The sequence below is a fragment of the Chitinophagaceae bacterium genome (genome assembly GCA_016717285.1).
Classification (GTDB): Bacteria; Bacteroidota; Bacteroidia; order Chitinophagales; family UBA10324; genus JACCZZ01.
The window spans coordinates 812016-825615 of the sequence record JADKFU010000005.1 but is presented as its reverse complement, the minus strand read 5'-3'; the positions used below and the strand labels follow the sequence as shown (position 1 = coordinate 825615).

At 41.0% G+C, this 13600-nt stretch carries 9 protein-coding genes; 8 read left to right on the top strand and 1 reads right to left on the bottom strand.

Annotated features, from left to right (window positions below):
• Positions 1 to 363 precede the first annotated feature (363 nt).
• The 7 genes from IPO83_13220 (at position 364) to IPO83_13190 (ending at position 8991) form a co-directional block, all read left to right on the top strand.
• A complete protein-coding gene (locus IPO83_13220) occupies positions 364 to 1983 on the top strand; it encodes a T9SS type A sorting domain-containing protein (GenBank protein ID MBK9732219.1) in 1620 nt (539 codons plus the stop codon).
• Between the two features lie 152 nt (positions 1984 to 2135).
• On the top strand, positions 2136 to 3491 hold the full coding sequence (locus tag IPO83_13215; GenBank protein MBK9732218.1) for an alkaline phosphatase family protein: 1356 nt from the start codon (positions 2136 to 2138) through the stop codon (positions 3489 to 3491).
• A gap of 183 nt (positions 3492 to 3674) precedes the next feature.
• On the top strand, positions 3675 to 4706 hold the full coding sequence (gene lpxD, locus IPO83_13210; GenBank protein ID MBK9732217.1) for a UDP-3-O-(3-hydroxymyristoyl)glucosamine N-acyltransferase: 1032 nt from the start codon (positions 3675 to 3677) through the stop codon (positions 4704 to 4706).
• 91 nt (positions 4707 to 4797) lie between these two features.
• A complete protein-coding gene (locus IPO83_13205) occupies positions 4798 to 6204 on the top strand; it encodes a bifunctional UDP-3-O-[3-hydroxymyristoyl] N-acetylglucosamine deacetylase/3-hydroxyacyl-ACP dehydratase (protein MBK9732216.1) in 1407 nt (468 codons plus the stop codon).
• 58 nt (positions 6205 to 6262) lie between these two features.
• Positions 6263 to 7063, top strand: a complete 801-nt coding sequence (lpxA, locus tag IPO83_13200; GenBank protein ID MBK9732215.1) for an acyl-ACP--UDP-N-acetylglucosamine O-acyltransferase — start codon at positions 6263 to 6265, stop codon at positions 7061 to 7063.
• Positions 7047 to 7664 (top strand): ABC transporter ATP-binding protein, encoded by a 618-nt coding sequence (locus IPO83_13195; GenBank protein ID MBK9732214.1) that lies wholly within the window; start codon positions 7047 to 7049, stop codon positions 7662 to 7664. Before lpxA ends, IPO83_13195 begins: the two co-directional genes overlap by 17 nt.
• Before the next feature lie 61 nt (positions 7665 to 7725).
• On the top strand, positions 7726 to 8991 hold the full coding sequence (locus IPO83_13190) for a hypothetical protein (GenBank protein ID MBK9732213.1): 1266 nt from the start codon (positions 7726 to 7728) through the stop codon (positions 8989 to 8991).
• Here the strand turns inward: IPO83_13190 and IPO83_13185 are convergent.
• Positions 8971 to 10989 carry a T9SS type A sorting domain-containing protein gene (locus IPO83_13185; protein MBK9732212.1) on the bottom strand — a complete coding sequence of 673 codons (2019 nt, stop codon included), beginning with the start codon at positions 10987 to 10989 and terminating at the stop codon, positions 8971 to 8973. The two genes, IPO83_13190 and IPO83_13185, sit on opposite strands and share 21 nt — an antisense overlap.
• A gap of 492 nt (positions 10990 to 11481) precedes the next feature.
• Between IPO83_13185 and IPO83_13180 the strand changes: the two genes are divergently transcribed.
• Positions 11482 to 13434, top strand: a complete 1953-nt coding sequence (locus tag IPO83_13180; protein MBK9732211.1) for a T9SS type A sorting domain-containing protein — start codon at positions 11482 to 11484, stop codon at positions 13432 to 13434.
• The last annotated feature ends 166 nt before the right edge of the window (positions 13435 to 13600 follow it).

The following is a 13600-nucleotide window of genomic DNA, read 5'->3' as shown; positions in this document are numbered from 1 at the left end:
CGTTAGCTATAAGAAAGATTTTCGTTGTGAAGACACGCACCAGGGCAATTGAAACTATCAGTTCTCCTAGCCTTCAAGCCGACGTAAGTGTCTTTACACAAGTGTATTTAAATAGAAATTTCATGTGTGAAATCACACCCGAATGCAATCAGCAACAAGAATCTTATTCAATGAATATTGATAATAGCTCACTCCTGTTTTCATTTCAGTAACTATAGAATAACATTTGATTCATGTTTGCTCATTTTATGAGCCGCTGTGTTATCTCCGTGTTTCCAAATTGTGATCTCTTAACATTAAACTAAACTTGTGTTAAGACGGAAGTAACATCCTGAAAATACTTTTGCGCAAACAAAAACAATCATGAAAAGATTTACAACATTAATGCTGCTGGCTACTATGCTTAGTGCACAAACAATGGTGTTTGCACAAGTTCCTGTACAGGTAGTTTCAGGTTACATTACCACCAACACAACATGGACGAAGGACAACATTTACCTTCTCACAGGATTTGTGTACGTTAACAATGGTGCCACTTTGACCATTGAACCCGGCACACTGATCAAAGGCGATAAATTTTCGAAAGGTGCACTCATAATTTCACGAGGTGCAAAGCTGATGGCTGACGGAACGGCTGCTGAACCCATTGTTTTTACTTCCAACGGCCCAACAGGTTTCCGTACTTATGGAGATTGGGGCGGAATAATTTTATTAGGTAAAGCAACCATCAACCAGGCCGGTGGTGAAGCAATTATTGAAGGTGGCGTAGACGACGGACAAGGCAACGGAACTTATGGTGGTGGTACTGCTCCTGACGACAATGACAATTCAGGAATTCTGCGTTACGTGAGAATTGAATTTCCCGGAATTGCATTCGCACCCAACAATGAAATCAATGGATTAACCTGCGGTGGTGTTGGAAGAGGAACCGTGCTCGAACACATTCAGGTAAGTTATTCAGGTGATGACTCGTATGAATTTTTTGGTGGAACAGTAAATGCAAAATACCTTATTGCCTTCCGCGGTCTGGATGATGATTTTGATACTGACAATGGTTTCAGCGGTAAACTCCAATTCCTGTATTCGCTGCGCGATCCGAACATTGCCGATATCAGCGGATCAAACGGATTCGAATCAGATAATGATGCAACAGGATCAACAAATGCACCGAACACACATGCACTTTTTTCCAATGTTACTATTGCCGGACCTAAAGTAACTTCCAGTAATGCATTTAATGCAAGTTATAAACGCGGCGCACACCTTCGCAGAAATACACAGGCCTGTATTTACAACAGTATCCTGATGGGCTATCCAACCGGAATCATGGTGGATGGCGCTTCTTCAGAAGCAAATGCAACTGCCGACATATTACAGGTTCGCAATACGATTCTTTCCGGTTGTGCGAGCAGTTTTGAAGTAGCATCAGGCAGCACATTTGATATCAGCGGCTGGTTTAACACGCCTGCATATTCCAATACCATTTATACTGCAAACACCGATGTGATGTTAACTGATGTATTCAATCTTGCCGGACCTAATCCAACTCCTGCAGTTGGTTCCCCTGCATTGAGCGGTGCTTCTTTCGCAGCAACCAATCTTACAGATCCATTTTTTGAAGCAGTTGATTTTCGTGGAGCATTTGGCACAACCGATTGGACTCTTGGCTGGGCTAACTGGACACCTAATAATTCCGTTTACACTGCTATCAATGATCCAAAAATAATTTCAGGCATCAACGTTTACCCAAATCCCATGAGCACAAGCGCCACACTTGAACTTAATTTAGCGGAAGCAAACAATGTGAACATTGCAATTACAGATCTGTCAGGAAGGATGATTACGGAAGTATTGAATGAACAACTCTCTGCCGGAAATCACACGATCTACTTTCAAACTCCACAACTTGCCAACGGCATGTATTTCGTGCAGGTGAGAACTTTGAATGAGAACAGGATGATTAAATTGAATGTAGCAGATTAAAATTTCAGGTAAGTAATTGCAAATCCGCCCCGATACGTTGGGGCGGATTTTTTTTGCCTGCAATTGCACTTCATCAAATAATTTTTCAGGAGCTGCGAAGCACAACAAGTGTAAATGGAAATGTTATTTTCAGCCAGTCAAAAATCAAAAAGATGAACCGGACTCTTTTTCTACTCGCCATGCTGCATTCAATTGTACCAAATTGCACTGCACAAGAAACTAACATGCTCGTTGCAGGACCAATGCTTGGTTATGTAGAACATCGCGAAGCACTAATTTGGCTGCAGGTCACTACAGCCGTCAATGCTGTTGATGTAAAGTATTATCCAAAAAATCAACCTTCCAATAACATCACGATTCATTACAGAGGTACGTTGGAAGAAGCATACAATCCTGAAAAAATTGTTTTGGAAAACCTGGACATGAATACCGAATATGTTTATGAAATTTATCTCAACAACAAAAAGCAACTGCTCCCTTATCCACTAACTTTTAAAACAAAAGACATTTGGGAATACCGCCGGCCCGCTCCTGATTTTTCTTTTCTTTTCGGATCGTGCGCTTACATCAATGATCCTCCAACAGACCGTCCAGGCGAAGTGTATGGACTGAGTCCGCGCATTTTTGACACGATGGCCAAAGTAAAAACGGATTTTATGCTTTGGCTGGGCGACAATACTTATACCCGCGAATCAGACTATACTTCAAAGAGCGGCTTCTATTATCGTTATACCCACACACGCAAATGCAGCAACATGCAGCAGTTGCTTTCTTCGCGGCCTAACTATGCTATTTGGGATGATCATGATTATGGTCCTAATGATAGCGGAGCATCTTTCGAATTAAAAGATGTTTCCTTGCAAACCTTCAAAGATTTCTGGGGAAACAAAACTTTTGGTGAAGCAGATAATCCCGGTGTTTATACAAAATTCACGTGGAGCGATTGCGATTTCTTTTTGATTGACGATCGTTATTACAGGTCTGATGATGGCATGAATGATACCAGTAGTGAAAAAAAATTCCTTGGTGATAAACAACTGGAATGGCTTGTCAATAGCCTGCTCTACTCAAAAGCATCGTTCAAATTTCTCGTCTTCGGCAGCCAGGTACTTAACCCTTTGAATGAATTTGAGGGATTTCGTTTTTATAAAAAGGAATATGACGCCTTGTTGAATCTGATTAAAGAAAATAAAATTCCCGGAGTCATCTTTTTGAGCGGCGACCGTCATATATCGGAGATCATCAAAGTGCAACCCGAAGGAATGTATACTTTGTACGATGTAACAAGTTCAGCTTTTACTTCACGCAGTTATGCAAAATTTGCAGAAACAAAAGAATTCAAAAACCCTTATCGGGTGGTGCCTGTCGCTGTTACAGAACAGAATTTTATGAAAGTCACTATAAGCGGCGAACGCAACAACAGGAGTGCAAATATTGCAGCGATCAACGCAGACAATAAATTAGTTTGGCAATATGAGATCAATCAGCAGGAATTAAAATGGAAGTGAGGCCTGTTGAAAAGAGGCAAATACCAAAGTTGAAGTGATATTTCCTGAATTTCATCTTCTCAATTCCGGTTGTCCTGCTGTGAAATTCTATCCTGGAATAAGCCATTTATGCTCATTGGCAATGTAGTAAGCAACTGCCTGTTTTTGAAGCAATCGACATGAAAAAAAGGTTATTTTTGCGCGATGCAAATGACCGCAGGAGAATGGTGTACACTGCTTAAAGGAAATCTGGAAGGAAATCCTGCTGTAGTCATTACGCATCCGGCGAAAATTGAAGATGCTGCTGCTGGTGCTATCAGTTTCATTGCCAATGCCAAATACGAAGCCTTTGCTTACAGTACTAAGGCCTCAGCAATTATTGTAGCGAGTGATTTTGTACTGAAAAACAGCATCGACCCTGTTGTAATTCGCGTAGAGCATCCTTATATTGCTTTTACAAGTGTGCTGCAAAAATTCAACAAACCGCATGACAAGCTGATTGGTACGGAGGAACCTTCTTTCATTCATGAGTCGGCCTCCATTGGTTCGGATGCGTACATTGGCGCTTTCAGTTATATCGGAAAGAATGTTCAGCTTGGGGATAATGTAAAAATTTTCCCCAACGTGTACCTAGGGGAAGGTGTAACCGTGGGTAATGATACAGTGCTTTATCCCGGTACAAAAATTTACCGGAATTGTAAGATTGGAAAGAGCTGTATAGTGCACTCAGGTGCGGTGATTGGTGCTGATGGATTTGGTTTCGCACCGCAACCTGATGGCAGTTATATGAAGGTTCCGCAATTGGGGAATGTGGTAGTTGAAGATGATGTGGAGATTGGCTCGAACACGAGCATTGACCGTGCAACACTTGGCTCCACCATCATCCGTCGTGGTGCGAAATTGGATAACCTTGTTCAGATTGCACACAATGTGGAAATTGGAGAACATACCGTTATCGCTGCTCAAACCGGTATTTCCGGAAGCACCAAAATCGGAAAACATTGCATGATTGGCGGACAGGTGGGATTTGTCGGTCACATTGAAATTGCTGATGGAAGCAGGATCAATGCACAGAGTGGCATTTCCAAATCAATCAAAGAAAAAAACAAAGCATGGAATGGCGCTCCGGCTTTTGAATACACTGCCTCACTCCGGTCACAATCCATTTTTCGTAACTTACCGGAATTGGAGAAGAGAGTGTTGGAGTTGGAGAGAAAAGTAGTGAGTAGTGAGTAGTGAATTGTCAGTTGTGTGTGGCCAATGACTAATGGCTAATGACCAATGACCAATCAATAATAACCAAAGTATCTCTTCGAAGGGAAAAATCATGGGAGTATTTCAACAGACATTAAGCAAATCATTCACTCTTTCAGGAGTTGGTGTACATACAGGACAAAGTGTAAATCTTACGGTGCGGCCTGCGCCAGGCAATCACGGGTATATTTTTAAACGGATGGATGTGGAAGGCGAACCTACCGTGAAGGCTGATGTTGACCTGGTAGTGGAGGTAGCACGTGGCACCACGTTAATGCAACATGGAGTGAAAGTGAGCACCGTTGAGCATTTGCTTGCCGCACTTGTAGGAACGGAAGTTGACAATGCGCTCATTGAACTCGATGCGCAGGAAGTTCCCATCATGGATGGCAGTTCGCTCATGTTCGTTGAAGCGATCCTGGATGCAGGAGTCGAAGAACAAACCAATTTCAGAAAAGAATATTTCTGTCTTCCTAAAAACATCAGCTTCCGCGACGAACAAAAGAATGTGGAAATGGTTGCTATTCCTGCTGATGAATACCAACTGACAGTGATGATTGATTATAACTCTCCTGTGCTCGGACCGCAGCATGCGATGGTGGATCATATCAGTCAGTTCAAAAAAGAAATTGCAGAAGCGCGTACCTTTTGCTTTCTGCATGAGATAGAATCATTGGTTGACAATAACCTCATCCGTGGAGGTTCACTGGATAATGCATTGGTGATTGTTGATCATAAGATTGAAGATGCCAGGCTAAAAAAACTGGCAGGCCTTTTTAACCGCGAAGACATTGAAGTGGAAGAAGGTTACCTTAACAATGTAGCGCTTCGTTTCAACAATGAACCTGCGCGCCATAAATTACTCGATGTAGTGGGCGACCTGGCACTGATTGGTACACCAATCAAAGCAAGAATTCTTGCAACAAGGCCGGGACATTCTACAAATATTGCATTTGCAAAAAAAATCAAAAGCTTTATCAAGGAATCAAAAGCCATGAAAGATATTCCTGTCTACGATCCTAACCTTCCGCCTATTTATGATATCCGGAAAATAGAGCGATCGTTACCGCATAAATATCCGTTCCTGCTCATTGATAAAATCATTGAGATCAGCGACCAACATGTAGTCGGCGTAAAAAATGTCACCTTCAACGAAAATTTCTTCCAGGGACATTTTCCGGGTAATCCGGTAATGCCGGGAGTTTTACAAATTGAAGCCATGGCGCAAACCGGTGGCATACTTGTGCTGAATACAGTGGAAGATCCTGAACATTGGGACACCTATTTTCTTAAAATAGACAACGCCCGGTTTAAAAATAAAGTGGTTCCCGGAGATACCATGATTCTCAGACTCGAATTGTTGAGTCCCATCCGACGTGGACTTTGTGAGATGAGGGGTGTTGTGTATGTTGGCAACAAAGTGGTGACCGAAGCAGATCTGGTTGCCAAAATCGTACGTAAGGAACTTCAGGTTTCTTGAAAACAAACTTAGATATAGCAGTAACTTTTTTAACCCGACAGCATTCTTAACAGGCACAATGTCACTTAATCTCACCAGCATTCATCCAGGGGCCAGGATTGGCAAGAATGTGGACATCAGTCCTTTCGTTACCGTATACGAGGACGTTGAAATTGGCGATGGATGTTGGATTGGTCCCAACGTAACCATCATGAATGGCGCCCGCATCGGTAACAATTGCAAAATTTATCCGGGAGCGGTAATTTCAGGCGAACCGCAGGATCTTAAATACCTGGGAGAAACCACGTATGCCATCATCGGTGAGCATACTATCATCCGCGAATGTGTTACCGTGAATAAAGGAACTACTGCCAATGATAAAACCATTGTGGGCAGCAATTGCCTGTTGATGGCCTATGCCCATGTTGCACATGATTGCGTAATCGGCAATAATTGTGTGATTGCGAATAATGCAGCACTGGCAGGTCATATCATCATCGAAGATTATGCTGTTTTAGGAGGAGTGTCTGCAGTTCACCAGTTTGTAAAAATTGGTCAGCATGCTTTTGTTTCAGGTGGTTCGCTGGTAAGAAAAGATGTACCTCCATTTGTGAAAGCCGCTAAAGAACCGCTTTCTTATGTTGGTATTAATTCCATCGGCCTTCGCAGAAGAGGTTATAAAGAAGATACCATTACAAGGATTGAAGATATTTACAGGATCATTTTTGTAAAAAATCACAACATCACCAAAGCCCTGAGCCTGGTGGAAGAAGAATTTGGCACTTCTCCTGAAAAAAATATCATCCTCGATTTTATCCGCAATTCTGAACGGGGCATTATGAAAGGCTATACGAATGGTCGGGATGAAGATCACGATTAACGCTGCGGGAAAGCGCTTCAATTATGAATGGATATTGAAAAATATCAACTACACTTTTCAATCAGGCCATACTTACGCAGTGCTGGGGCCGAATGGAAGCGGGAAATCTACCTTGCTGCAAATGGTCGCCGGCATACTCACGCCTTCTTCAGGTTCGGTTCAGTATGAAATTAATTCCACTGTTATTGAACCTGAAAATATTTTCAGACAGTTAAGCATTGCAGCTCCATATCTTGAATTGGTAGAAGAATTTACAATGGAAGAATTGTTCCTCTTTCAGCAAAAATTCAAACCGTTCATTAATAATTTCAGTGTCGCGGATGCAATGGCCGTTACACAACTTAATGCTGATCCTTTAAAACAGATCCGCAACTTTTCATCAGGCATGAAACAACGGTTGAAAGTTGCGCTTGCAGTATTGTCTGACGTTCCATTGCTATTATTGGATGAGCCCACTACCAATCTTGATGAAAATGGTGTTGCGTGGTATCTTGACCTGATGAAACACTATGTGGGTGAACGACTGGTTATTGTTTGTTCTAATGTATCACGCGAATATTTGTTTTGCACAGAACATATCGATGTGCTGAAATTCAAATAGACCTGTTATCGTAATCACCCGTATGCAATGATCAATCTAAACCGGTAATGAGATAAGAAAAATGCAAGCTGAAGAAATTTTTCTTATACTGATCTATGTTTTTATATTCTCATTGCTTATCAGGAAACTATCTTTCTTTCAGCGCTTTCATTTACCCATAAGCTGGATCATTGTTATATTTTTAATTAAATCGCTTACCGGTATTTTGTATGGATTGCTGCACCTGCAACTTTATGATGGTGGTGATACCATTTCCTATTTTAATGAGAGCAAAATTTTGCTGAGTGCCTTGCCGGAACATGTCGGTCAATTCCTTCGTCTTACGCTGTGGTATACGGTGAAGCCACCACCGCCTGATCTTGCATCTTATGAATCGCAGATGATTTACTGGAACGTTATGAGCTCCTATTTTATGGTGCGTATGAATGCATTGATGAACCTGGTAAGTTTTAATCACTATTTCGTAAACGTAACGATCTATAATTTTCTAACTCTTACCGGAATGCTTTACCTGTTCAGATGGCTTCATGATTATGTAGTAAGGGAGAAGTATATATTGATATTTGTGCTCTTTCTTTTCCCTTCTGTTGCATTCTGGTCATCAGGTATTCATAAAGACGGATTGTCAATCGCAGCACTTGGCCTGATTCTTTTTCACTTCCAGCAATTATTAACGAAGATAACCTGGCAGCGGATAGCTGTTTTCATTTTTGGTTGCTGGTTATTATTGATGGTGCGTAATTATTTACTGCTGCTCCTGATTCCATGTCTTGCAGGATATGCGTTGTCCGCTAAATTTTCACAACATAAAGCGCTTTCCTTTATCATTTCCTTTCTGGCTTTTTATATGCTCCTGTTGTTTGGCGGTGAATTTTTTTCCACTATTAATTTATTGACCAAAATGTCTCAACAGCAACAGGAATTTCTCCATATCCCCTATTCTGAAAACATTTCCTTCCGCTTACTCGATGGTACTTTCATTTCCCTTATAAAAGCAATGCCGGTAGGAATAAAAAACTGTCTTATGCTGCCTTTCCTGTTTACCATAAATTCAGTGTATCAACTTCCGTTTGCACTTGATAACCTGTTGTTAATTTGCTTAATAGTTACCACTGTTTTCTTTTATGATAGTGGTAAAATTCAATCAGCCACTTTTATCTTTTGCATGTTGTTTTCCTTCTCCATTTTCATTTTCGCAGGATCCATTGTACCAAACCTTGGTGCCCTGGTGCGTTACAAAATGCCCGGAATTCTTTTCCTGATTGTGGCACTGATAAGCATACTGGATATTGGAAGAATAAAAAGGTTATTGTTTCACCATTTTTGAAACTAATTGCTGATTATTGAAGATTGCTCTTGCCATATAAATTCCAGCGGATAAATGATCAAAGTCAAAGTGAATAGTATTCTCTCCCTGGTGAAGCTGAACATTTTTTGAAACTAATACCTTTCCATAAAAATCAATCACCTCAATTCTTCCGGCTGTTTCTGATTCAGAACGAATGGAAAGCGTAACCTCATTTGAAAAGGGTGAAGGATAAGAAGAGATACCGGCTTGCATTTGGTTGGCAACTTCTTCTGTTTTTAAAGGCATGCAGGTCACTAAATTCGTAAGACCTATCAAACCTACAAATCCATCCGTAGTAGTTTTATCAGCGCCGGCGTAAGTTCCTACAACATTGGTAAGTTTGGTAACCACTCCTATGTCAGAGCTTTTCGTTGCTAAAGAAATATAAATCTGGTTTCCAGGTCCGAAATCGAGATACGGACCATGACTCTCCGTATTGTCAAAATCTTCCATTTTAGTGCCTCCATACAAGGTGTAAAAATCCAGTTTTTGCTTTTGCCCTATAGGCAAGTCGGTTAGCTTGGCAACAAATGCATCCATGTTTGGTCCGTCATTACCGGGCCCATTTAAATCGCTTAAGAAGGGAGGTTGGGAACAAGTGGTACAACCAAGATTTGTGCTTGTAGTAAGTCCTGTAATAATCGCATACTTCAGCAGGGTGACAGGGTCCTTATACCAGATTATTGCATTGGAAATATCAACTGTGTTACCACCATAATAAGTACACCACGGAATAGCACCATCGAGTGTAACTTTCGCTACAAAAGCATCATTATCACCGCCACCACCGTAAGACTTATCAAATGCATTTCCGGTTTTATACATGTTACTGCTTTGCGTCCATCCGGTCCAAAAAATATTGCCTTCATTATCAAGTGCCAGCCTTCTTCCGCGATCGGTGTTGTTTCCACCGAAATATAAAAACCAATCCGGTCCTTTGGTAAGCACAGAATCCCAACGCATTAAAAACGCGTCAATGCAAACTCCGGCAGCATTGCAATGCATGGCATTTCCGTTATAGTCAGCCGGCAGGTTGGGCGGGTTTATCTGGATGTTGAAACTTTCGGTAGTTCCGGAAATAATAGGAATACAAACGCCTTTGCTTGTGTCAAGCACAATATCATGCCCGCGGTCATCAAGGAATCCACCGTAGTAGCTGAAAAACTCAAGTGTTGAAAGACAATTATCAAACTTGGCGATAAAACAATCACCTGTGCTTGCAGTCGAATTAAAGGTACTGTCATACTTAGAAGCAGCATTGGTTCCCATATTATTACTTTTCGCTCTACCGGTTACAAACAGCTCGCTGGTGTAGGGATCAATTGCAATGGCAAGGATATTATCCGGTGCTCCCTGAGTGAATTTGTTGCCACCAAGTTTTATCCAGCGAAGCAGGTTGCCTGCTGTATCATATTTAGCAATAAACCCATCCCAATTGTCTCCATGCGGTGATTGGTAAACAGGAGCAGAACAACCTGGTTCTTCCACGCAGGCAACTGTAGCTTTTGCTGAAGCGTCGGTATTGCGTATTTCTCCGCCAATGAAAACATACTTATGCCCGTTGTAATTGTCCAATGCAATCGTGAAAGCATATTCAGTTCCAGGAATCACAACACCATTTGAAATGAACTGCGTGGCAAACAGTTTTTTCCACATGATTTCGCCGCAGTGATTTAATTTCGCAATAAAAACATCATTGGCGCCGCCCGACTTTATCATACTATCACAAACCGGTATATTCTCGGTTACGGAACTTGTGCGGCCAACAACATAAATTTCCTCCGGACTCACTGTTTTGTCAACAACCAACTGTTCAATGTACTCACTCTTGTGCGTGGTTGTGCCAAGGTCAATATAAGAACCCCAGGCCGGATAGTAAGTCTGAGCAGCAGCGAATTTCAGGTTTATTAAGAAGCAAATCAGCAACAGCATTCCAAAAATCCGCATGCCGTAAAAACGTAAGTTACAGTTGATCATAAATGATATATTTTATGGTACCGAAAAAATTCACTGTTATCTGCTCTGTTTTATTTGCGAATTCTTTTCAGTAAGGTGTTTTGTTAAAGCGCAAATATAAGCACTCGTCATGCTGACAGACAAATTTTAAATACTAACACCTGTTGTGCAGCATCAATAATGAACCGTTAGATGCAATTCAGTATAATGTAATGTGCTGTTGAATACACTCCTATTATCACAATTACGGATGTGTATTCAAATATTTTTGATGAAGAAATAACCGCACTCGCAATCAGCTTTAAAAAATATATAGCACGTTCGTGAATTAATTTTATGTTCAACAGAAACATCTTTCCTTTACATTTTTTTGAAATAAAAGAAGTCCGCGTGACCTGGCTTTTGCACGTCAAGTGATCCTGTTCTTTTAACGTGTTTTTTCTTATATTTGAAAAGCGCTATTAAAAAAACATATCACCATCTGTAGGAAAAATTCCATTAATCTGCTTAAGTATGAAATCGAATACGTTACTGATAACACTATTTTGCTTTTTTATACTGAAGCAAACAATACATGCACAAACCTACGATGCCATTGATTGGGGAACCTATCTCAATGATTCGGCGAACTTTCCCAATTATTCTTATTCTCTTGACGAACTTGTTGATCAGCTTGTGGTGGACGATGACGACCCTGAGCATATTTATGTGGTGAGTCAAAGTAAAGCACCACCTAAAATAGATGTGAATATGTGCACCGACCATATCATGGATCTTGGCGGAGGTGACGGCTATATTGCAAAATACAAAAGGTGCGGTGAGCTGATCTGGTCAGTTTACATTGGTGATTTTATTCAATGCATTGCTCTTGATAAGGAAAATGGCAAGACTATTTTGTATGTAGCGGGAAAAAAAGGTTATGTGGTTAGTCCTGTAGCTGCATTTGCCTGTGATGGAAATGCTGCTCCTGTTTTTCAGCCCAATGCGGCGGACAAGGATGACGCTTTTATTGCAAAATTTATTGACAATGGTTCTTCAGCAACACTATTACGATGGACCTATTTTGGTGGGAAAACAGCATCAGGTACTAAAGTCGCACCCGATAATATCCTCAGCATTGCCGTCAACCGGCATAAAGTATTTTTCACCGGCAGTACCAAAAGCTATCATTTGGATACGCTTGCCCAACATGTTGGCGATGTCGGCTATAATGACAACGGAGATGGATTTCTGGGAGAGTTTGACAGCCTGTTAAGTACATTAATGTTTTTTACCTACATGGGCAGCAATGGAAATGATCGCTGTCACGATGTGAAAGTTTATGATAATGGATCCGGGCCGATTGATCTTTTTGTTTCAGGCACAACAGATAGCCCTGCTGATATTGCATCAGGCAGTGGTTTCGACCTTAGTTATAATGAAGGCACGGATGCCTTTTTATGTAAGTGGGAAGACAATGATCTGGATGGAAAATTTACGCAAACATGGGGAACCTATCTGGGTGGTACAAATTATGACCATGGTCGTCAGATGGATATCGATCAGGATGGCAACCTGTTTATCACTTTATGGGGCCAAAGCGATGATCTACCTGTAACCGATAATGCTTATGATAAAGATTTTGGTATTCCCGGACAATCCATTGATGGAAGTGATGCTTCCATTTTTAAAATTAGCAATAGCGGAAGTTTGATGTTGTGTACTTATTTCGGAGGTAACTACGATGACATGGTAAACGGCCTTGTTGTCTTCAAAAAGCAATCAAAGCAATACATCGTTATTGCAGGACTCACTAAAACTCCGGGCAACCTCTTTCCGCTGAAAGATGCGGTGCAGACTATGCTCAATGGAAACAACACCACCAAAAAATATGATGCTTTTATTGCTGTGCTAAATGACCCGGCAACAGCAAAGCAAAAATTAATCTATTCCACATATCTCGGAGGCACAGGTGAAGAAGGACAAAAAACAGGATCCAGTTATCATCCGGTGATTGCGTTGGGACCGAGTAATGAATTGTACTTCAGTGTTGCAACAAATAGTGCAGATATCAATACTGTTGCCGGCAGTAATTTCCAGCAATTGAAAAACGGGTATTCGGGAGGATCAGATGCGTTTATTGCGAAGCTTATCAATCTGTCTGATGCAAAGCAATACAACTGCCCCACTCTTAAAAAGTCAGCTGATCTTGCCAGCGTTGAATCTAATCAGGAAAAAAATATGCTCGTCTATCCAAATCCTTTCAAAGATCAGTTCCATATTAATTATAAGGCTTCAACAGAAAAAAAATATTCTATTCAGGTCTTCAATTACGTTGGTAAACTTGTATGGAGCGGGGAATATATTTTTAATGCAGGGATGAACGATGTTGTAGTTGAACTGCCAGAGGTTTCATCTGGCCTTTACCTGGTTAACATAAGCACCGGCGATTCATGGGTCAACCGGATAGTATCAAAAAATTACTGAAAACGATTGCCTTACTTAATCTGCGAAACAATTATTTTAGCCGCTTCAAAATTATCAACGTTGTTACCTTATACTACTTCATACAGATTATGCAATGATATTCTGGAAGCGGGTTGTGGTTTTGAGCATCATGATTTCAAGTCAGCTTTTTAAACCCAGCAATCGT

Excerpts from the sequence above, each read along its gene's own strand:
- IPO83_13190 (MBK9732213.1), top strand. The coding sequence starts at position 7,726 with ATGCAAGCTGAAGAAATTTTTCTTATACTGATCTATGTTTTTATATTC.
- lpxA (MBK9732215.1), top strand. The coding sequence starts at position 6,263 with ATGTCACTTAATCTCACCAGCATTCATCCAGGGGCCAGGATTGGCAAG.
- IPO83_13195 (MBK9732214.1), top strand. The coding sequence starts at position 7,047 with ATGAAGATCACGATTAACGCTGCGGGAAAGCGCTTCAATTATGAATGG.
- IPO83_13205 (MBK9732216.1), top strand. The coding sequence starts at position 4,798 with ATGGGAGTATTTCAACAGACATTAAGCAAATCATTCACTCTTTCAGGA.
- IPO83_13185 (MBK9732212.1), bottom strand. The coding sequence starts at position 10,989 with ATGATCAACTGTAACTTACGTTTTTACGGCATGCGGATTTTTGGAATG.
- IPO83_13180 (MBK9732211.1), top strand. The coding sequence starts at position 11,482 with ATGAAATCGAATACGTTACTGATAACACTATTTTGCTTTTTTATACTG.
- IPO83_13215 (MBK9732218.1), top strand. The coding sequence starts at position 2,136 with ATGAACCGGACTCTTTTTCTACTCGCCATGCTGCATTCAATTGTACCA.
- IPO83_13220 (MBK9732219.1), top strand. The coding sequence starts at position 364 with ATGAAAAGATTTACAACATTAATGCTGCTGGCTACTATGCTTAGTGCA.
- lpxD (MBK9732217.1), top strand. The coding sequence starts at position 3,675 with ATGCAAATGACCGCAGGAGAATGGTGTACACTGCTTAAAGGAAATCTG.